Source organism: Craurococcus roseus, assembly GCF_039523795.1.
GTDB lineage: Bacteria > Pseudomonadota > Alphaproteobacteria > Acetobacterales > Acetobacteraceae > Craurococcus > Craurococcus roseus.
Genome location: NZ_BAAAFZ010000082.1, coordinates 1 through 19283 on the forward strand (window position 1 = coordinate 1; position 19283 = coordinate 19283).

22 protein-coding genes and 1 pseudogene are annotated in these 19283 nt (G+C 74.2%); 15 read left to right on the forward strand and 8 right to left on the reverse strand.

All coding sequences use genetic code 11. The features are described from left to right. Nucleotides 1-137: 137 nt before the first annotated feature. From ABD067_RS22730 to ABD067_RS22755, 6 genes and pseudogenes are all read left to right on the forward strand, one after another. Nucleotides 138-212, forward strand: a pseudogene (locus tag ABD067_RS22730) (helix-turn-helix domain-containing protein); the annotation flags it as partial. A 39-nt stretch (nt 213-251) separates the two neighbouring features. After that, the gene (locus ABD067_RS22735) at nt 252-947 is read left to right on the forward strand and encodes a LysR substrate-binding domain-containing protein (RefSeq protein WP_343897713.1); all 696 of its coding nucleotides are present in this window, start codon (nt 252-254) and stop codon (nt 945-947) included. Nucleotides 948-1104: 157 nt separating this feature from the next. Beyond that, a complete protein-coding gene (locus ABD067_RS22740; protein WP_343897692.1) occupies nt 1105-1776 on the forward strand; it encodes a TIGR04283 family arsenosugar biosynthesis glycosyltransferase in 672 nt (223 codons plus the stop codon). Further along, nucleotides 1773-2369 (forward strand): TIGR04282 family arsenosugar biosynthesis glycosyltransferase, encoded by a 597-nt coding sequence (locus ABD067_RS22745; RefSeq protein ID WP_343897693.1) that lies wholly within the window; start codon nt 1773-1775, stop codon nt 2367-2369. The genes ABD067_RS22740 and ABD067_RS22745 overlap by 4 nt, the downstream gene beginning before the upstream one ends. A gap of 75 nt (nt 2370-2444) precedes the next feature. Next, entirely contained in the window at nt 2445-2726 is a 282-nt protein-coding gene (locus tag ABD067_RS22750) for a type II toxin-antitoxin system RelE/ParE family toxin (protein ID WP_343897694.1), read from the forward strand. A 29-nt stretch (nt 2727-2755) separates the two neighbouring features. Further along, nucleotides 2756-3076 (forward strand): HigA family addiction module antitoxin, encoded by a 321-nt coding sequence (locus tag ABD067_RS22755; RefSeq protein WP_343897695.1) that lies wholly within the window; start codon nt 2756-2758, stop codon nt 3074-3076. A gap of 28 nt (nt 3077-3104) precedes the next feature. Here ABD067_RS22755 and ABD067_RS22760 read toward each other — a convergent pair whose 3' ends face one another. Continuing rightward, nucleotides 3105-4208: a sensor histidine kinase gene (locus ABD067_RS22760; RefSeq protein ID WP_343897696.1), complete on the reverse strand. Its 1104-nt coding sequence runs from the start codon at nt 4206-4208 to the stop codon at nt 3105-3107. Between the two features lie 151 nt (nt 4209-4359). Between ABD067_RS22760 and ABD067_RS22765 the strand changes: the two genes are divergently transcribed. The 4 genes from ABD067_RS22765 (at nt 4360) to ABD067_RS22780 (ending at nt 7627) form a co-directional block, all read left to right on the forward strand. Then, nucleotides 4360-5349: a Bug family tripartite tricarboxylate transporter substrate binding protein gene (locus tag ABD067_RS22765; RefSeq protein ID WP_343897697.1), complete on the forward strand. Its 990-nt coding sequence runs from the start codon at nt 4360-4362 to the stop codon at nt 5347-5349. A 13-nt stretch (nt 5350-5362) separates the two neighbouring features. After that, entirely contained in the window at nt 5363-5878 is a 516-nt protein-coding gene (locus tag ABD067_RS22770) for a prolyl-tRNA synthetase associated domain-containing protein (protein WP_343897698.1), read from the forward strand. 76 nt (nt 5879-5954) lie between these two features. Next, nucleotides 5955-6902, forward strand: a complete 948-nt coding sequence (locus ABD067_RS22775) for a tetratricopeptide repeat protein (RefSeq protein ID WP_343897699.1) — start codon at nt 5955-5957, stop codon at nt 6900-6902. Next, nucleotides 6899-7627, forward strand: a complete 729-nt coding sequence (locus ABD067_RS22780) for an LON peptidase substrate-binding domain-containing protein (protein WP_343897700.1) — start codon at nt 6899-6901, stop codon at nt 7625-7627. The genes ABD067_RS22775 and ABD067_RS22780 overlap by 4 nt, the downstream gene beginning before the upstream one ends. Here ABD067_RS22780 and ABD067_RS22785 read toward each other — a convergent pair. Next, nucleotides 7624-8517 carry a DMT family transporter gene (locus ABD067_RS22785; protein ID WP_343897701.1) on the reverse strand — a complete coding sequence of 298 codons (894 nt, stop codon included), beginning with the start codon at nt 8515-8517 and terminating at the stop codon, nt 7624-7626. The two genes, ABD067_RS22780 and ABD067_RS22785, sit on opposite strands and share 4 nt — an antisense overlap. Nucleotides 8518-8616: 99 nt before the next feature. Between ABD067_RS22785 and ABD067_RS22790 the strand changes: the two genes are divergently transcribed. The 3 genes from ABD067_RS22790 to ABD067_RS22800 all read left to right on the forward strand — a co-directional run bounded on the left by ABD067_RS22790 (nt 8617) and on the right by ABD067_RS22800 (nt 10014). Next, nucleotides 8617-8832 carry a Trm112 family protein gene (locus ABD067_RS22790; RefSeq protein WP_343897702.1) on the forward strand — a complete coding sequence of 72 codons (216 nt, stop codon included), beginning with the start codon at nt 8617-8619 and terminating at the stop codon, nt 8830-8832. Nucleotides 8833-8848: 16 nt separating this feature from the next. Continuing rightward, the gene (locus ABD067_RS22795) at nt 8849-9229 is read left to right on the forward strand and encodes a DUF971 domain-containing protein (protein WP_343897703.1); all 381 of its coding nucleotides are present in this window, start codon (nt 8849-8851) and stop codon (nt 9227-9229) included. Nucleotides 9230-9543: 314 nt separating this feature from the next. Continuing rightward, complete coding sequence (locus tag ABD067_RS22800; RefSeq protein ID WP_343897704.1) at nt 9544-10014, forward strand: hypothetical protein; 471 nt, start codon at nt 9544-9546, stop codon at nt 10012-10014. A gap of 13 nt (nt 10015-10027) precedes the next feature. Here ABD067_RS22800 and ABD067_RS22805 read toward each other — a convergent pair whose 3' ends face one another. Next, on the reverse strand, nt 10028-11275 hold the full coding sequence (locus ABD067_RS22805) for an MFS transporter (protein WP_343897705.1): 1248 nt from the start codon (nt 11273-11275) through the stop codon (nt 10028-10030). A gap of 247 nt (nt 11276-11522) precedes the next feature. Between ABD067_RS22805 and ABD067_RS22810 the strand changes: the two genes are divergently transcribed. Beyond that, the gene (locus tag ABD067_RS22810; RefSeq protein WP_343897706.1) at nt 11523-12515 is read left to right on the forward strand and encodes a hypothetical protein; all 993 of its coding nucleotides are present in this window, start codon (nt 11523-11525) and stop codon (nt 12513-12515) included. A 25-nt stretch (nt 12516-12540) separates the two neighbouring features. Here the strand turns inward: ABD067_RS22810 and ABD067_RS22815 are convergent, their stop codons facing one another. Then, complete coding sequence (locus tag ABD067_RS22815) at nt 12541-13176, reverse strand: DedA family protein (protein ID WP_343897707.1); 636 nt, start codon at nt 13174-13176, stop codon at nt 12541-12543. A gap of 33 nt (nt 13177-13209) precedes the next feature. Then, nucleotides 13210-14916, reverse strand: coding sequence for an ArnT family glycosyltransferase (locus tag ABD067_RS22820; RefSeq protein WP_343897708.1), 1707 nt, complete (start codon nt 14914-14916; stop codon nt 13210-13212). Between the two features lie 119 nt (nt 14917-15035). On the opposite strand from ABD067_RS22820, the gene ABD067_RS22825 reads away from it, so the two are divergent. Further along, a complete protein-coding gene (locus tag ABD067_RS22825; RefSeq protein ID WP_408871590.1) occupies nt 15036-16319 on the forward strand; it encodes an RsmB/NOP family class I SAM-dependent RNA methyltransferase in 1284 nt (427 codons plus the stop codon). 28 nt (nt 16320-16347) lie between these two features. On the opposite strand, the gene ABD067_RS22830 is transcribed toward ABD067_RS22825, so the two are convergent. The 3 genes from ABD067_RS22830 to ABD067_RS22840 all read right to left on the reverse strand — a co-directional run bounded on the left by ABD067_RS22830 (nt 16348) and on the right by ABD067_RS22840 (nt 18895). After that, nucleotides 16348-16770: a type II toxin-antitoxin system VapC family toxin gene (locus tag ABD067_RS22830; protein WP_343897710.1), complete on the reverse strand. Its 423-nt coding sequence runs from the start codon at nt 16768-16770 to the stop codon at nt 16348-16350. Next, complete coding sequence (locus ABD067_RS22835; protein WP_343897711.1) at nt 16767-17039, reverse strand: FitA-like ribbon-helix-helix domain-containing protein; 273 nt, start codon at nt 17037-17039, stop codon at nt 16767-16769. The genes ABD067_RS22830 and ABD067_RS22835 overlap by 4 nt, the downstream gene beginning before the upstream one ends. 146 nt (nt 17040-17185) lie before the next feature. Continuing rightward, nucleotides 17186-18895 (reverse strand): sensor histidine kinase, encoded by a 1710-nt coding sequence (locus tag ABD067_RS22840; RefSeq protein WP_343897712.1) that lies wholly within the window; start codon nt 18893-18895, stop codon nt 17186-17188. Nucleotides 18896-19283 lie beyond the last annotated feature (388 nt).

A 19283-nucleotide genomic window follows, 5' to 3' on the forward strand; every position in this document is an offset into this window, starting at 1 on the left:
GACATCCTCGCCAGCGTCGCCCGTTTCTGCCAGCGCACTTCCAACTCAGACCACTAGAGGACTTCCTGGTGCTCTCGGCGTCCGGGAGCTTCTCCCGCGCGGCCGAGCAGCGCCACGTTACGTAGCCCGCCTTCAGCCGGCGCATCCGCGCGCTCGAAGGCTGGGCCGGCGTCCCGCTGGTCGACCGCAGCGCGCACCCCGCCTCGCTGACCGAGGCCGGGCGGCGGTTCCACCCGGCGGCCGAGGACATCCTGCGCCGGCTCGCGGGGCCGCGGGAAGAGGCGCGCGCGGCGGAGCAGCAGGCGGCGGCCACGCTGCGCTTCGCGGCGACGCACGCCCTGTCCTTCTCGTTCTTCCCGGCTTGGCTGCGCGCGCTGGAGCCCCGCCTGCGGCTCGGGCCCATCCAACTCGTATCCGACAGCCTGCTGGCCTGCGAGGATTTGATGCTGCAGGGGCGCGCGCAGTTCCTGCTGTGCCACCGGCACCCGGAGGTCGCGGGCCGGGTCGACCAAGCGGAGTTCTTGTCCGCGCGGGTCGGCGCGGACACGCTGGTGCCCGTCGCCGCGGCGGATGGCGCGGGCGGGCCGCGATTCACCCTACCCGGCGCGCGCGGGAACCCCCTGCCCGTCCTGGCTTACAGCGAGGAATCCGGGCTCGGGTGGATCCTGCGCTCGGTCGCCGGAAAGGCGCCATCCGGCCCCCGGCTGGAGACGGTGTTCACGTCCCATTTGGCGGTGGTGCTCAAAAGGATGGCGCTCGACGTGCGCGGCTTTGCCTGGCTGCCGCTTAGCCCGATCGGGGACGGGTTCGGCGATGGACGGCTGGTGCGGGCCGGTGGCGAAGGCTGGCCGGTGCCCGTGGAGGTTCGTCTGGTGCGACGGCGCGCGGCGGCGGCGGCGGCCGAGCCGTTTTGGCAGGCGGCCGGCGCGTACGGGTTTGCGCCTTGAGGCATGCAGCGGAAGGAGGAGGCCGAGAGAGTTGAAGATGCCCAGCAATGGACCGCATGCTTCTGTTCCTCTCGTGTTCCGGCGCCTCTGGCGTGGGAGTTGCCCGCCGTTTAAGAACAGAGTCGGAACTTTTGGTTAAGAAGGAGCCTGGTGCCGTTTGGAACGAAACCTGACCATCGTCGTCCCGGCTTTGGACGCCGCCCGGACCCTGGGCGCGACTCTGGAGGCTTGCGCGGAAACGGCGGGCGCTGAGGTGCTGGTGGTGGACGGCGGCAGCCGGGACGGGACGCGCGAGGTCGCCCGGCGGGGCGGGGCGCGGGTGCTGGACAGTGCGCCGGGGCGGGGGCGGCAACTGGCGCTCGGGGCCGGGGCGGCACGGGGCGGGTGGTTGCTCTTCCTCCACGCCGACACGCGGCCGGCGCCCGGTTGGACCGAGGCGGCGCGCGGATTCATGGCGCAAGGGACCGGGCGGGCGGCGTACTTCGCCTTCGCGCTGGACGACCCCTCGCCGGAGGCGCGGCGGCTGGAGCGGCTGGTGGCTTGGCGCTGCCGCGCGCTCGCCCTGCCCTACGGCGACCAGGGGCTGTTAATCCCGCGCGCGCTCTACGAAGCGGCGGGGGGCTTCCGGCCGCTGCCCTTGATGGAGGATGTGGACCTCGTGTGGCGGCTCGGGCGGCGCCGGCTGGCGGCGCTGCCGGTGGCGGCCGTGACCTCGGCGGAGCGTTGGCGGCGGGAAGGGTGGCGGCGGCGTTCCGCATGCAACCTCGCCTGCCTGTCGTTGTGGTTCCTCGGCGTGCCGCCAGGGGCGATCAAGCGGTTTTACGGATGAGCGCCCGCCGCGGGTTGCTGATCCTGTTCGCGCGCGCGCCGCGGCTCGGCACGGTGAAGCGGCGGCTGGCGCGGGAGGCGGGCGACCTCGCCGCGTTGCGCTTCCACCGCGCGATGCTGCGGGAGATGGCGCGGCGGCTGGGGCGGGACCGGCGCTGGCGGACGGTGCTGGCCGTGACGCCGGACCGCGCGCGGTTCCCCTCGCCGCTGCCGAGGGTGCCGCAGGGGCGTGGCGACCTCGGCGGGCGCATGGCGCGGGCGCTGGCGCGGGACCGGCGGCGGGCGGTGCTGGTGGGCAGCGACATACCGGGCATCCGCGCGGCCGACATCGCGGCGGCGTTTTGCGCGCTGGACGGCCGCGCGGACGCGGTGTTCGGGCCGGCGGAGGACGGCGGGTACTGGCTGGTCGGGCTCGGGCCGCGCCGGCCGGCGGCGCCGTTCCGCGGCGTGCGGTGGTCGGGGCCGCACGCGCTGGCGGACACGCTGCGGAACTGCCGGGGGCGGCGTGTGGCGTTCGTGCGGCGGTTGCGCGACGTGGACGATGCGGCGGACCTGATGGCTTGGCGGGCGGCGGCCGGCTCGGCGGGTTGCTGAAGCTTCAGGCGTCCTTTCGGGGGAAGCCTTGGCCGTTATGCTTGACGTAACGGCCGTTATGCATTGCGTAACAACATGATCGAGAGCTTCCGGGACAAGCGCACGGCGGCGGTCTGGGCCGGGGAGCTGCCCAAAGGCTTCCCGGTCGATGTCGCCAACGCCGCACGCCGGAAGCTGCGGATGCTGGACGCCGCCACCCGGCTGGACGACCTGAAGGCGCCGCCGGGCAACCGGCTAGAGGCGCTGAAAGGCGACCGGGCCGGGTGGCACAGCATCCAGGTCAACGACCAATGGCGCGTCTGCTTCGTCTGGCGGGGCGGCGGCGCGCATGACGCGGAGGTGACGGACTGCCACTGAGGTACGGCCTACCCACTGAGGAGACGAGGATGACCATCACCCGCGCCGATGCCGAGCGTATGGACTTCTCGGACGTGGCCGCCGGTGAGCGCTTGGCGCCCGTCACCCCCGGCGATGTGCTGCGGGAGGAGTTCATGGCGCCGCACGGCCTGACCGCCCGCGCCCTGGCGCGCGAGTTGGACGTGCCGCCCAACCGCACCACCGCGATCCTGAACGGCGAGCGCGCGGTGACGGCGGCGACGGCGCTGTTGCTGGCGCGGCGCTTCGGCACCTCGGCCGAGTTCTGGATGAACCTGCAAACCGCGCACGACCTCGAATTGGCGCGAGCGGGGGTGGGCGCGGCCGCCTGAGGAACGGCGGCCCGCGCCGCGCGCGCCGTCATGGAGGGAACGGGACGGCCTGCGCCTGCCCCGCGGCCGGCGGCTCCGATGCCGGCAGGGGCCGGGCCGCCGCGGCGTCCTCGGGCAGGCGGACGGGGAAGCGGACGGTGCACAGGGTCCCGCCCCGCGCCTCCCCGGACAGCACCTCGGCCCGGCCGTGGAGCTGGGCGACGAGCGCGCGCACCAGCTTGCGGCCGAGCCCCGTGCCCTTGGGCGCCGCCGCCGTGTCGAAGCCCACGCCGTCGTCCGCCACAGAAAGGACGAACTCCTCGCCTTCGCGGCGGAAGCCGACGGACACCGTGCCGGCGCGGTCCTCGGGGAAGGCGTATTTCAGCGTGTTCGAGATCAGTTCGGTGGCGACGAGGCCGAGGGGGATGGCCTGCTCCCGGGGCACCTCGTGCGGCTCGGCCGACACGGAAAAGGCGATCGGGCGCAGCTCTGCCCCCCCGGCCTGGCGCAGGTCTTCGGCCAGGCCGGCCAACAGGTCGCGCGTGTCCACGGTCGCGTCCTCGCCGCGGTGGCGCTCGAAGCGCATGTCGACGCGCGCCAGCGCCCGCATTCGCCCGATCGCCTCGTCCAAGGCGTCGCGCACCCGCTCGTCCCGCGACGTCTGGGATTGCAGCCGCAGGGTGGCGATCAGGCGCTGAAGGTCGTTCTGCCGGCGATGCGCGGCCTCCTGCCGCAGCACGTCCTGCGCCGCTTCCGCCGCGGCGAGCCGCTCGTTGGCTTCGACGAGTTCGACGACGGCCTTGTGCATGTCCTCGATGACGACGGCGACGGCCAGGCCGGCGCCGAGGAAGAGCAGGAGGGCCACGGCGTCGGTGGCGTGCGGGATGCGCAGGGCGCCGGCCGGCGCGACGAACAGGAGCACCCCGAGCAGGGCGCCGAGGAGCACCGCGACGACGGAACTCCCGCGGTCGAAGACTAGGCCGGCGGCGATCACCGCGGGGAAGAGCACGACGTAGGGGTATCCTTCCCCTGGCCCCAGCAGGATCCAGCGGAAGCCGATGGCGGCGAGCACGATGGCAGCCGTGGCGAGGTAGCGCGCCCAGAGCGGCCAGGCGCGCGTCCGCCGGGAAAGGGCGACGATGCGGCGCGGCATGGAGCGAGGTTAGCGCGGAAAGCCGCGGTTGCGGGAACAACATTGCCGGCCCCGCCCGCGCCGGCCTTGATCGGCCGCTCGCGCGACGCAGTTGCCAACTGGGGCGCCGCGGCCTTCAACTCGCGTTTCGAGGAAACGCCGGGGATCGTCCATGCGCCGCCGCAGCCTGCTGCAAGCCTTGCCCCTCGCCGCCGCCGCCCCGCCCGCCGCGGCGGCGGCGCGGGCGCAGCAGCAGGCGTTCGCGTTCGACCACGCCGTGCGCCTCGTCGTCCCGTTCGCGCCGGGCGGGACGAGCGACATCCTTGCGCGGCTGCTGGCGCCGGAGCTGTCGCGCGCCTTCGGGCAGAACGTGGTGGTGGAGAACCGCAGCGGCGCGTCCGGCAACCTGGGCGCGGACCTCGTGGCGAAGGCGCCGCCGGACGGGCACACGGCCTTGCTGATCGACGCCGGCATCCTCGCCACCGCGCCGAGCCTGTTCACGCGCCTGCCCTTCGACCCGAAGCGCGACCTCCAGCCGGCGACCATGCTGATCTTCGCGCCGTACATCCTGGCCGCGCACCCGAGCCTGCCGGCGAAGGACGCGGCGGAGCTCGCGTCCTTCGCCAAGGAGCAGCCGGCGAAGCTGAACGTGGCGCATTCGGGGATCGGCGCGGCGAACCACCTTACCGCGTTGATGCTGGCGCGGCACTGGGGCGCGGAGGGCGCGACCATGGTGCCCTACCGCGGCGGCTCGGCGGCGCTCGCGGCGGCGGCGTCGGGCGAGGCGAACCTCATCGTCAACGGCGCCACGGCGACGCAGCCCTTCGTGCAGAACGGGAGCCTGCGCGGCATCGCGGTGTCCGGGCCGCGCCGCCTCCCCGCTTTCCCCGACCTGCCGAGCTTCGCCGAACTCGGCTGGCCGGCGGTGGAAAGCGGGACGTGGCAGGGCGCGCTGCTGCCGGGCGCGACGCCGGCGCCGGCGGTCGCGCGGTGGGAAGCGGAGCTGCGCGCCGCCCTCGCCAAGCCGGAGGTGGCGCGGCGCGTTTCCGACCTCGGCGGCGAGGTGCGGACGGACGGCGCGGCGGCGTTCCGCGCGTGGCTGGAGCGGGAAACGGAGAACTGGGGACGCGTGGTGCGCGAAGCCGGCATCAAGCTGGATTGAGGGGGCCGCGGCGGTGCCTGAAACGCCGGAAGGGCTGCTTGCCAGGCTCGGCGCCCTGGGCATCGAGACGCGCACCGTGCGCCACGCGCCGGTGTTCACGGTGGCGGAGAACCGCGAACTGCGCGGCGGCCTGCCGGGCGGGCACAGCAAGAACCTGTTCCTCAAGCCGGCGAAGGGCGACGGGCCGTTCCTGCTGGCGGTGCTGGACGAGGGCCGCAAGGTGTCCGTCAACGCCCTCGCGCGCGCCGCCGGCGCCGGGCGGGTGGAGATGGCGCCGGCGGAGGCGTTGCGGGCGGCGCTGGGCGTGGAGCCGGGGTCGGTGACGCCCTTCGGCTTGGTCAACGCGGCGCCCGGTTCGGTGCGGACGGTGATCGACGCCGGTCTTTTGCGCGATCACGAATGGGTGCATTTCCATCCTTTGGTGAACAGCATGACCACGGCGATCCGCCCGGCCGACCTGCTGCGCGCCTTGGAAACGTTCGGGCACAGCACGTCCCTTTTGGACCTGCCCGGCGGCGGCCCCGGCTGACCCCTCCCCGCCGTGCCGCTTGCCTCCCGGCCGCGAGCGCGCATCTATCACCCTGAGCGTGGGGACCAAGCCTGCCATGGACGTGATCTTCGACCCGAATCGCCAAAAGGCGCCCGACGGCGCGGCCGCGCCGGCCGACGTCATCAAGGACGGCGACCAGAAGACCTTCATGAAGGACGTGGTGGAGGCCAGCCGCCAGGTCCCGGTGCTGGTGGACTTCTGGGCGACGTGGTGCGGCCCCTGCAAGCAGCTCACCCCCACCTTGGAGAAGGTGACGCGCGCCGCGGGCGGGCGGGTGAAGCTGGTCAAGATCGACATCGACAAGAACCGCGCGCTGGTGCAGCAGCTCGCGCAGCTCGGTTTGCCGTTGCAGTCGGTGCCCACCGTCGCCGCCTTCTGGCAGGGCCAGATCGCCGACCTGTTCCAAGGCGCGCTGCCCGAGGGCGAGATCAAGAAGTTCGTCGAGGGCCTGCTGAAGATCGCCGGCGGGCAGATGCCCTCCGCCGACCTGTTGGCCGAGGCCAAGGCCGCCGCCGCCGAGGGCGACCACCAGGGCGCGCTGGAGCTGTACGGCGCGCTGGCGCAGCACGAGCCGGAGAACGCTGAGGCGCTGGCCGGCGTGGCCCGCAGCCTGATGGCGCTCGGCCACGAGGAGCAGGCGCTGCAAACGCTGGAAAGCGCGCCGGCGAAGATGCGCGACCACGCGGAGATCGCGTCCGTCCGCAGCGCGCTGGAGCTGGCCGAGGAAGGGCGGCGCGCGCGTTCCAAGCTCGCGGAGTTCGAGAAGCGCTTGGCCGCGGACGCCGACGACCACGCGGCGCGCATCGACCTCGCCGTGGCGCTGAACGCGGCGGGCGAGCGCGCGGAGGCCGCGGACGCGCTGCTGGAGGCGATCCGGCGCGACCGCGCGTGGAACGACGAGGCGGCGCGCAAGCAGTTGCTGAAGTTCTTCGAGGCCTGGGGCTTCGACGACCCGGCGACGCTGGGGGCGCGGCGCAAGCTTTCTTCGCTGCTGTTCCGGTGACGCCCGGCCCGGGCGGCGGAAAGCGGGAAGGGCAGCGCGGCGGGGCGCCGGCGTTCCACCCGGCGTTCGAGGATTTGCCGCCCGAGATCGCCGTGTTCCCGCTGCCGGGCGCGCTGCTGCTGCCGCGGGGACGGCTGCCGCTCAACGTCTTCGAGCCGCGCTACCTGGCGATGACGCTCGACTCGCTGGCGGACACGGGGCGCATGTTCGGCATGATCCAGCCGCAGCCCGGCGCGCCCGCGGGCGAGACCGGGCCGGGGCTGTTCCGCGCCGGCTGCCTCGGCCGCTTGTCGTCCTTCTCGGAAACGGAGGACGGTCGCCTCCTCGTCACCCTGACCGGCGTGTGCCGGTTCCGCGTGGCGGAGGAACTGCCGATGCGGCGGGGCTACCGCCGGGTCCGGGCCGATTACGCGCCCTTCCGCGGCGACCTCGACCTGTCGGAGCGCCCCTCCGCGCTCGACCGCGCGGCGCTGATCGGCGCGCTGCGGCCCTTCTTCAGCGCCCGCGGCATCGAGGCGAACTGGGACGCCATGGAGCAGACCTCGGACGCCTTGCTGGTGCTCACGCTTTCCATGGTTTGCCCGTTCGACCCGCGGGAGAAGCAGGCGCTGCTGGAGGTCGACACGCCGGAGGAGCGGGCCTCCATGCTGGTGGCGCTGCTGCAGATGGGCGCGCAGGCCGGGCCGCAGGCCGACGCCGGGGCCGGCGGCGGCCGGCCGAGCTAGGGGCGGCCTCCCCGCCCCGGCGCCTCGAACAGCACCAGCGCCGCGACGACCAGCGCGGCGCCGCCCCATTGCCAGGGCCCGAGGCTTTCCCCGAGCACGGCGACGGCGACGAGGATGCTCAGCAGGGGTTCGACGTTGCTGATCATGCTGGCGCGCACCGGGCCGATGTGGCGGAACGCGGCGAAGAAGGCGAGGAGGCCGACGGCGAGGCCGGCGCCGGCGCCGAACAGGCCGAGCCAGCCCACGAGGCCGGACGGGAAGGACCAAGCGCCCGCGGCGGTCGCGCCGACGGCGAAGGCGGCGGCCGTCAGCGCCGCCATGTGGAAGTTGACCTGGAGGTTCGTGGCGCGCTCCTGGGCGCGGGCGGTCAGCAGGATCATGCCGCACGCCGCGACGGCGCCGAACGCGGCGAGGCCGATGCCGGCCGGGTCGAGGCCGCCGGCCTCCGGCCGCAGCGCCAGGGCGAGGCCGGCGAGGGCCGCGAGAGCCAGGGCGAGCTTCCTCGGCGTCAGGCGGTCCCCGCCCAGCCGGTGCGAGACGGCGGCGACGAGGAGCGGGTGCGTGAAGACGATGAGCACCGCGAGGCTGACGGGGATGAAGGCGACCGAGCCGATGAAGCCGGCGGACCCCAGCGCGTAGAAGACGCCCGCGCGGAAGCACCTCTTGCGCGCTTCCCGGTCCACGGCGAAGGCTTGGCCGGACCACGCGATCAACAGGGCCACGAGCGCCGCGCCGACCACGGCGCGCGCCGCGACCACGGTGGGCGTGTTGCCGCCGGCGTCGAGGGCGAGCTTGGCGGCGGTCGGCGCGACCGCGATCGCCGCGGCGGACGCCAGCACGAGCAGGACGCCGATGAGGGGCCGCCGTCCGGCCGCGGTCGGTGATGCCATCGCGCGCGAGCCTAACCGCGCGGCCCGACGTTGGCACCACGGCGGGGGCGGCGCGCCCGCCTGTTCCCTCCCGTCGCGCGAGGGCCTAGAAGGCCGGGCATGAGCGACGACACCCAAAAGGCCGCCGCGGCGCCCGCCGGCGGCGAGGTCGATCCGGGCCTGCTGGAGATCCTGGTCTGCCCCGTCACCAAGGGGCCGCTGCGCTACGACCGCGCCCGCGGCGAGCTGGTGAGCGAGCAGGCGGGCCTCGCCTACCCGATCCGCGACGGCATCCCGATCATGCTGCCGGACGAGGCGCGGCGGCTCGAAGGCTAGGAGGGGCACGGCGGCGGTGGTTGATGCGGCGGCGCCCACCGAGATCCGCTTGAAGCGCGCCGAGCGCGTGCTGGAGGTCGCCTTCCCGGACGGCGCGCGTTACGCCCTGCCCGCGGAGTACCTGCGGGTGGAGAGCCCTTCGGCCGAGGTGCAGGGGCACGGGCCGGGGCAGAAGACGATCGTCGCCGGCCGGCGCGAGGTCGGCATCATGCGGGTGGAGCCGGTCGGGCACTACGCGGTGCGGCTGGTGTTCGACGACCTGCACGACACCGGCATCTACAGTTGGGACTACCTGCGCCGGTTGGGCGAGGAGCAGGCGGAGCGCTGGGCGGCCTACGAGGCGGAGCTGGCGGCGCGCGGCCTGTCCCGCGACCCGCCGCCGCGCCGGAGGACGTGAGGCCTTCGCCGCCGCCGCACACGCATTCCCTATCGAACCCCGACCAAGCCCCGACGTTATTACGACAACGCATCATTCGAGGGCCCGCCCATGTTCCGTTCCGCCGTTTGCGGCGCTCCCCTGGCCCTCATCGCGTCCCGCGGCGCGGAGTGCTCCAACCGCGGCGCCGCGCCGGTGGGCACCGTCGGCGCGCTCCAGCGGGACCGCGCGGGGCGCCATGAACCAGGATCACCGCACCGGAGCCGAGCCTGACTCCCCCGAACCGGGCATGTCCGGCCGTCGGTGATCCCCCCTTTTAGCGTCGGAGCCCGCACGTGAATCGTTTGGATTCCTTCCTCATCGGCCGGGTGTTCCAGCCGACGGCGGACGCCTTGGCGGACCGCGCCACCCCCGCCGACGCGGCGCGCTGCTGCCTCACCGGCGCGATGGTGCTGCTGTTCGCGCGCATGCTGGCCGAAGCGGCTGTGAAGCTGCCGGACTGGACGGTGCTGATCGACCTCGCCGCCTTGGCGGGCGGCGTGGCCCTTATGCGCGCCGTGGGGACGATGGGGGAAGGGCGCGCGAACCCGCTGCGCGAGCAGATCGGCCGGGCGCGTCCGCTCCTGGCCTTCATCACGATCCTGATTTGGGCCATGGGCTCGACCACGCTGGAACAGAGCCTCGGGGCCATGCAGGTCACGCTGTGGTGCGCGGCGCTCTACTTCGCGTCCTGCGACCGGCCGACCGGCTTCCGGCCGAAGGGGCGCCAGCGTCGCGGGCGAGCGCAGGCGGTGCCGATGCGGTGAGGGCGGCGGCGCTTCACTCCGCCGGCGCGGCGGCGGCGCGCGATCGCCGCCGGCGGCCGTGCTCGCTCGCCAGGGCCAACGCCATCGTCAGCACCATGAAGCCCACCGCGGCCAGGAACACCGCCCGCGGCAGGCCGTGGTCCATGAGCCAGCCGTAGAGCACCGGCCCCAGCGCGCCGCCGATGTTGAAGCCGGTGGTGACGACGCCGAACACGCGGCCGGTGGCGCCCGGCGGGGCGGCGGCGCGCACCAGCATGTCGCGCGAGGGCATGATCATGCCGGCCAGGAAGCCGGCCAGGCCGAGCGCCGCCGCCAGCGCGAGGTCCGGCATCGGCACCAGCGCGACCAGCAGCACCAGTGCCGCCGTGCCGCCGAAGCCGAGCGCCGCCACCTCGCCGTGCCGGCGCGTGCGGTCGGCCACGATGCCGCCCGCGAGCACGCCGAGCGCGCTCAACGACAGCCACGCGGTCAGGGCGGCGGTGGCGGCGGCGAAGGACACGTCGTGCACGCCCGCCAACGCCACCACCGAGAAGTTTTGCACGCCGCCCGTGGACAGGCTGAGGAGGGTGAAGAACACCGTCAGCATCACGACCGCGGGGGTGAGCACGGCGCGGAGGCCGCCGGCCGCGGGGGCGGCCGCGACGGCGCCGTGCGGCCGCTTCGCCGCCGTCGGCCGCCCCTCCTCGGGCATGAGGGCCAGGGGCACCGCGGCGAGCAGCCCCAGCAGGCCGGCCGCGGCCAGCGCCCAGAGCGGCCCGAGCAGCGCCGCGAAGCCGAGCATCGCCCCCGGCGCGATGGCGCCGCCGAGGAAGCCCGCGAAGGTGTGGATGGAGAAGGCGCGGCCGGTGCGCGCTTCGCCGATCGCGCGGGAGAGCATGTCGTAGTCGGCGGGGTGGTAGACCGCGTTGGCCACGCCCAGCAGCGCGGAGGACGCGAGCAGCGCGGCGTAGCCGCCGAAGAGCGCGGGCAGCAGCAGCGCCACGGCGGCCAGCGCGAGCCCGCCCACCAGCACCGGCCGCGCCCCGTGCCGGTCCACCAAGAGGCCCATCGGCGCCTGCACCAACGCGGTGACGACGTTGAACAGCGTCAGGGCGAGGCCGAGTTCGACGAAGCCCACGCCCAGCGCGTCCCTCAGCATCGGGAACAGCGGCGGCAGCACGAGCTGGTGGAAGTGGCTGACGAGGTGGCCGCCCGAGACCAGGGCCAGGATGCGGACCTCGGCCGGCTTCCAGCCCGTCTTCGCGGCGTCGGCAGGCGTCATCGTGCGAAGCGTCTCCCTTCGGGGCCGCCAAGGTCAGGCATTTCCGCTTCTCACGGAAGCACCCCTGGACCCGCGCCGGTCCGCCGCCCCATGCGCGGGTGTTGATCGCCCCGCCGACGACGAACGATCGGTTTTCCGCGCGGGCCGTGCTAAGCTTCGCCAACGAATCAGCGATGAGCACCGCCGGCGGGCATTCGATGCACGTGCCGCGGCGAACATATGGGCGGCCCGAAGGGAAGCAGTCGGCATGGCCACGGAAGAACCGCCCTACGGCTTCTCGACCGTCACCCTTCCCGGCATCGCCGCCGTGCCTCAGCTCTCGGACATTAACAACAAAGGCGACATCGTCGGCTTCTACGACGCCAACGGCGAGCACGGCTTCCTGTTGCGCGAGGGGCAGGTCACCACCTTGGACGTGCCCGGCGCCAGCAGCACGGCGGCCTCCGGCGTCAACGACGCGGGCGACATCGTCGGCACCTACTTGGCCGAGTCCGGCAACGACGTTTCCCTGCACGGCTTCCTCTACAGCGATGGCGCTTTCACGACGCTGGACATCCCCGGGGCCGGCGACACGCAGCTCAACGGTATCAACGACCGCGGCCAGATCGTCGCCTTCACACCGGCCAGCGATCCCCCCGCGCCCTCGGGCGGCTTCCTCTACGAGAATGGCGTGTTCACCAGGATCACCGTGCCGGACCGACCCGACGCCTTCTTGGTGCCCTTAGGCATCAACGACGAGGGCGCGATCGTCGGCATCTCCGGGAACCAGGGCTTCGTGCTCGAGGGTGGCCAACTCACCCTGATCGACAATCCCTTTTCCCAGTTCCCCATCCGGCCCGAGGACGTGAACAACGAGGGCCAAGTGGTCGGTTCGCTCGCCCCTCTCCAACGTGCCTCGCAAGGCTTCCTCTACGAGAACGGCGAGATCACGGCCTTCGGTCCTCCCGTGCCGCCCAACCAGCCGCCCAGCGCGGGGCTGCAGGGCATCAACGACGCCGGTGAGATCGTCGGGAATAGTTCCGGCGGCGGGCCAGGGCGCGCCTTCGCGTTCCTTGCCACGCCGGAGGCGCCGGCGGCGGTGGACTGGGACGCAGTGGCGGCGCGGGTGCAGGCCAACTTCGCCGCCACAGGCCGGTGGTTCGTGGGCGACGAGCCACCCTTGCCCGCGGACGTGGACTGGCACGCGCTGGCGGCGCGCGTCACAGCCAACTTCGAGGCGACGGGGCAGTGGTTCGCCTGAGCGGCCGGCGCAGGGCCGGCCGCCGTCAAGGCGAGGAGCGTGGCGCCTCGGAGGCGGCGGCGGCCGAGGCCCGCCGCGCCTTCCAGAAGTGCCATCCAATCGCCACCAGCGCCGCGCCCAGCGCCGCGAGGCCGATCGGCCCGGCCCAGGCTTCGACCAAGTGGAACTGGTCTTCCAAGAAGTAGCCGCCGAGCGCCAAGCCGCTGGTCCAGATCAAGGTGCCCAGCGCGGTCCAGATGTAAAAGACGATGCGCGGCAGTTCGATCAGGCCCGCCGGGATGGAGATGGCGGTGCGGATGCCGGGCATGAAGCGCCCGAAGAACACCGCCACCGGGCCGTTGCGGCGCAGGGCGCCCTCCGCCTTGTTGATCTCCTCCGGCCCGATGCCGACCCAGCGGCCGTAGCGCTCGGCCAGCGCCCGGCTGCGCGCGTTGCCGAAGGCGCGGGCCAGCTCGAACCACACCGCGTTGCCGGCGACGGAGCCGAGGCTGCCGGCCAGGATCACGCCGAGGATGGACATCTGCCCGCGCGCGGCGGTGAAGCCGGCGAGCGGCATGATCACCTCGGAGGGGATGGGCGGGAACAGGTTCTCCAGCACCATCAGCAGGAACACGCCGAGCAGCCCGCCGGACGCGATGAGGTTGGTGGAGAAATCGACCATGGTGCGCGGTGTCCGTCCAGGTGAGCCGGGGCGTCAGGGGTCCAAGCGGTAGAGGATCAGCGTGATCCATCTACCACGGGTATAGTTGAGGCCGGTGACGGTGCCTATCTCCACCGGCGCGATGCGGAGGGCGGCCGCTTCGGCCCGGAAGTCGGCCTCGGCGCGGTTGCCCACCGCCACCACGCGGCCGGGCGCCCCGGCCAGGAAACGGGCGGCGTCGCCGCCGGTTCGCAGGAGGTTGGTGCCGGTGCCGACCGCGAACACCGCGGAGGGCTCGGCGTAGCCGGTTATCCCGAAGTCCGACGCCGGCAGCCCCGGCGCCCGCTCGGCCAGCAGCGCCTCCAGCCGCGGCGCGATCCAGAGCGGCTGGAGGCGCGGCGCTACGCCCTCCAGCGCAGCGGCGTAGGGCAAGGCGGCGAGCAGCGCCCCGAGCAGGGCGGCGCGGCCGTGGTCGCCCCGACGCGCCGCGCACAGGACGGCCCAGAGCAGCAGCAAGGCGAGCGGCGGCGCCAGGAAGGCGCCCCAGGGCCAAAGGACGCCGCGCAGGGTGAACCAGGGCGCGGCCAGCGCCGCCAAGCCGAAGCCGACCGCGACCAGCACCAGCGCCGCGACCGCCGCCGCGCGCCACCAGCGGCGCGGGGGAATCCGGCGCAGCGGGTCCATCGCCCAGGCGGCGCCGAGCAGCATCAGCGCCGGGAACAGCGGCAGGGTGTAGTGCGGCAGCTTGGTCTGCACCGCCTCGAACACCAGCCAAGACGGCACCGCCCAGGCGAGCAGGAAGCGCGCGGCGGCGACCGTGCGGCGGTCGCGCCAACCGGAAGGCAGCGCCAGCAGCACGATCCAGGCGCCGGGGAAGGCGGCGATGGGGAAGGTGAGCAGGTAGTAGCCGGGCGGGCCCCAGTGCTTCTCCTCGCCGGAGCCGATCTTGGCCAGCATGTCGCCGCCCACCGCCTCGGCGAAGAAGCGGCCTTCCGTGGCTATGCCGATGGCGACGAACCACGGCGCCCCCGCCAGCAGCATCAAGGGGACGCCCCAGAGCGGGCGCAGCGCCTTGAGCCAGGGCGCGCCCTTGTCCGCCACCGCCAGCGTGATCCCGGCCAGCAGCGGCACCATCGGCCCGACCGGCCCCTTAAGCAGCACGGACGCGCCCAGCACCAGCCAGAAGGCCGCCGCCTGCTTCGCCGAAAAGGCACCCGGCCGCAGGTAGGCGGCACCGAACAGGCCCATCGCCGCCGTGACTACGGCGAGCAGCGCCGCGTCGGTCTTGGCGATGTGCGCCTCGATCACCAGCACCAGCGAGGAGGCCAGCATGGCGGCGCCGAGGAAGGCCGCGCGCCGGCCGACCAGCGCCCTGCCCCAATGGAAGGTGGCCAGCACCGCCAGCACGGCGCCGGCGAAGCTCGGCACGCGGTACGCCCAGATGTCGTCGCGACTCCCGAGTCCCGCCGCTTCCAGCGCCTGGACGGAGGCGGATTGCAGCCAGTGGATGCCGGCCGGCTTCTTGTTGCGCTCTTCCTCGCCGAAGCGGATGCGGACGTGGTCGCCCGTTTCCACCATCTGCCGGGTCGCCTGGGCGAAGCGGGCCTCGTCGCGGTCGGTGGCCGGCAGGGTGAAGAAGCCCGGCAGGTACAAGAGGAGGCAGAGCAGCAGGAGGAACAGGCGCGGCCGGCGTTCCGCGACCGCCAGCGCGGTGCCGAGCGGCGGCCGGTCCGGGCTGGCGGCGGGGGGCGCTATGTGCATGGCGCCGCCGCACTAGCGCATGATCGGCCGCCGTTGAAGCGCGGAGGCCGCGGGGCAGCTACCCGCCCCAGCCCGCCCCTTGGCACGGCGGCCCCGGCGCGGCCATACCCCGCCGCCTCATGCCCAGCCTTCCGAAACCGTCCACGCCGCCCGCCGCCCCGCCCACACGCAGGGCCGCGCTGGCGCTCCTCGAAGCGGTTGTGGACCGCCGCCGGCCGTTGGAGGAGGCGCTGGACGCGCTGCCCGGCGGCTTGGCCGCGCGCGACCGGTCGGCGGCGCACCGGATCGCGGCGGCGGTGCTGCGGCGGGCCGGCTCGCTGGACGCGGTGCTGGAACCCTATCTCCGCCGCGAGCCGCCAGAGGCGGTGCGGCACGCGCTGCGGATGGGGGCCGCGGAGTTGCTGCTGCTCGGCACCCCGCCGCACGCGGCGGTGGGCGGCGCCGTGGCGGTGGTGCCGCGGCCCTTCGCGGGGCTGGTCAACGCGGTGCTGCGGCGGGTGGCGGGGGCCGGGCCGGCGGCGCTGGAGGGGCTGGACGCGGAACGGCTGGACACGCCGCCCTGGCTCTGGTCGTCCTGGCACGCGGCGCACGGACCCGCCGCGGTGCGCGCCATCGCAGCCGCGCACCGGACCGAGGCGCCGCTCGACCTGACGCTCGCCCCGGGCGCGTCCCGGCCGGAAGGTGGCGAGGTCCTGCCTACCGGGACGGTGCGCTTCCCCGCCGGGACACGGGTGACGGAGCTGCCAGGCTTCGCGGAAGGCGCCTTCTGGGTGCAGGACGCCGCTGCGGCGCTGCCGGCGCGGCTGCTCGGCGCGCGAGGGGGCGAAAGCGTGGCCGACCTTTGCGCCGCGCCCGGCGGCAAGACGGCGCAGCTCGCCGCGGCGGGGGCGCGCGTCGTGGCGGTGGAGCGCGATCCGAAGCGGGCCGCGCGGCTGCGCGAGAACCTATCGCGGCTGCGCTTGTCGGCCGAGGTGGCGGAGGCGGACGCGACCGCCTGGGACGCCGGCGGCGAGCGGTTCGACGCGGTGCTGCTGGACGCGCCCTGCACCGCCACCGGCACCATACGCCGCCACCCGGACGTGCCCTTCCTGAAGCAGGCGCGGGACGTGCCGCCGCTGGCGGCGGCGCAGGCGGCGCTGCTGGCCGCGGCGGCGCGGCTGCTGCGCCCGGGCGGGCGGCTGGTCTTCGCCACATGCTCCCTCCAGGCGGAGGAAGGCGAGGCGCACCTCGGGACGGCGGCCGCGCTCGGGCTCCTGCCGGACCCCGTGCGGCCCGAAGAAGCGCCGGGGCTGGAAGCGGCCGTGACGCCGGCCGGCTCGCTCCGCACCCGGCCCGACCTGTGGGCCGAGCGGGGCGGCATGGACGGGTTCTTCGTCGCGCGGTTCCGGGCGCCGGGAGGGTGATCATCGGCAGAGCCGCCGAACCGGCCGATCAGCCCGTCCGCCACGGGTTGACGATGGTGACACCGCAGTCGGCGAAGCCGCCGGTGTCGCGGGTGGCGAGGGTCGCACCGGAGGTGAACGCGATGGCGGCGATCTGCGCGTCGAAGGCTTCCATGGGGCTGCCCGATCCGCGGCGGGCCGCCCTGATTTCGGCGTAGCTCCGGGCCGCGGCGCCGTCGAAGGGGAGCACACGCCCGGCGAAGTCCTCGCCGAAGATGGAGCCCGCCGCGGCGGCGAGCCCGGCACGCCGCTTCCCGGCGGGCAGCACAGCGATCCCGTAGAAGGCCTCCGCTTGCGTCACGCTGGTGGCATGGAGCGCCGACGGCCGTTGCCCGCCAACCCGTGCCAGCACCGCCGGATGCGGTTCCGGTCGCACGAGTTCGGAAATGACGTGGGTGTCGAGGATAATCACCGCTCCAAGGAGGTCGGCTCGTCGTCCAGCACGGGCGGGTGCGGTTCGACTTCGACGCCGCCGAACGGCGCCATGCGCTTCCTGATCGCCTCGGCCAAGTTGGGTTCGCGCGGCTCGTCGCCGGTGAGCGCCCGGCGCAGGATCTCGCGGAGTTCGGCCTCCAAGGAATGGCCGTGCCGCGCGGCCCGCAACCGGAGCCTTTCCTTCAGCCGCGGATCGACGTTGCGGATCGTGAGGGTCGCGGCCCCCCGCCGGGCTGTTTGCGACATGCTGTCATCGTAGTCACCGTTGGCGTTGTCCGCTGTGCCACGCGAGCGTCCGCCTGCGCCCACCACCCACCCCACGCCGCCAGCCGCCGACGTTCCGAGGCTTCTTCCGCGCGGTCCCGGGCGCGGGGCGAGGCTACGGCCGGCGCTCAAGCGGCCACGACGGCCGCGGCGCGGTCCTCGTTCGGCGCGCCGAAGGCCGTGTCCTTTTGTCCGACGGGCAGGAACCGGATCTCCGCCCGCAAGCCTTCGGGCTCGAAGCGCAGCCGCACGGCCGAGCCTTCGCCGAGGTCGTGCACCAGGGCGCGTTCCAGCAGGCGCTTGCCGAAGCCGCCTTGCTGCGGCTGCGCGCCGGACAAGGTGGGGCCGCCGCTCTCGGCCCAATCCAGGCGGAGCACGCCGCCGCCCGCGTCGGCGTACAAGCGGACCACCACGCGCCCCTCCGGGCGGGACAGCGCGCCGTGCTTCGCCGCGTTGGTGGCCAATTCGTGCAAGCCGAGCACCAGCGCCAGCGCTTGGTGAGGCCCGACGAGGCCCGGGCCGCCGCCGGCGTCCACCACCCGCAGGCGCCCCTGGCCGGACCAGGGCGCGAGCGCTTGGCGTGCCGCGGTGCCCAGCGTCGAACCCTCCCAGGCCGAGGCGGTGAGCAGGTCGTGCGCGCGGGCCAGCGCTTGCAGCCTGCCGCCGAAATCGTGGGTGAACCGCCCGATGTCCCCGTCCGCCCGCTTGGCGGTCTGCGCCGCGAGCGACTGCACGGTGGCGAGGGTGTTCTTCACGCGGTGGTTCAGTTCGGCCACCAGCAAGCCCCGGCGCCGCTCGGCGACGTCGCGTTCCCGGCCGCGCCGCGCCAGGTCCGACGCCGCGTCCGACAAGGCGCGGCCAGCGGCGCTCGCTTCCCGCACGCCGCGCGGGACCGGCGGCGGCGCGTCGCCCCGCCCGAGCGCCGTCGCGCCATCGGAAAGGGCGACCAGGGGGCCGGAGATGCGCCGGGCGTGCCAGAGGGCCGCCAGCAGGCCGGTGAGCAGCAGGCCGCCGTTGACGACGAGCGCCACCAACAGGGCACCGCGCAACGGCGCTTCCAAGCGGGCGACCGGAATCGCCACCAGGACGGTCCAGCCCGTCCCCGGCACGGCCGCGTGGGCGGCACGGATGGGCGCGCCGTCCTGCGACGTCGAGGAGAACGGGGTCTCCCCGGCGGCGATGGCCGCGGCCGAGGCGGCCGGCGCCGGCTGGCCCACCGCCCGCCCGGGGTTGATGGTGCGGGAAAGCAGGACCCCGCGCCCGTCCACCAGGGCGGCGCTCCAACCCGGCGGGAGGCGCTGTTCCACCAGCACCCGGTGCAGCGACTCGGCGCGTATGCCGACCGCCAAGTCGTAGGCGACGCGGCCATCGAGACGGACCGGCACGCCCAAGGCGATCAGCGGGTCGCGGGATTCCGATCCGAAGAACAGGTCCGACACCTGCGGCTCGCCAGTGGCGAACACCCGCGACGCCAGGGCGGGATCGCCGCGCTTAGGCAGGGCCGTGCCGAACGGCCGGTTGGAGTGCAGCAGGATCTGCCCAGTGTCGTCGGTGAGCAGGACGCGCGTGCCTTCCGGCAACGCGATCTGCTGAAGCCGGGCGTGAAAGCCCGCGAGGTCGCCCGTGGTGAGCTGGGGCGCTGTGGCGAGCGCCTGCAAGGTCGCGCGCGACAGGTCCAGTTCCCGCCGCACCGCCGAAGCGAGCGCCTCCGCACGGGCCGTCAGCATGCGCTCCGTCGCCGCCCGGCCGGCCTCCCAGGCCCGGACCGCCTCCAGCACGGAAACCAGCAGAGCCGGCACGACCACGCAAAGGACCAGCGCGACCAAGCGCGCGCGCACCGTCGGCTCCGCCGCGGTGGAGTGGCGTTTGCGACGCCAAGCGGCAAGGGGGCCGCCAGCGCGCAGCGCATGACCCGCAGGGGGAGCGTTCGCGTGCTGCATAATATGACAAAATATGTATCCCGCTCGCGCTTTTTTGGAAAGGCCGGAGTTGGCCGGGTCTGCACGAAAGGTTTGCGGCCGGAGCGGCGGCGCGGCACGACCATGGAACAAAGACGGGTGCGGGCGGGAGACGCGCGCCCCGCGCCGGGCAGGCGCCTCCGCCATGGGCAACCACGCAGGCAAGACCGAACGCTCGTTGCCAGAGCTTTACGCGGACGACGCCGAACGCGCCGACGCGCTGGCCTGGGGCCGCCGCGGCGCGCTCGGCGGAGCCGCGCCGGCGGCG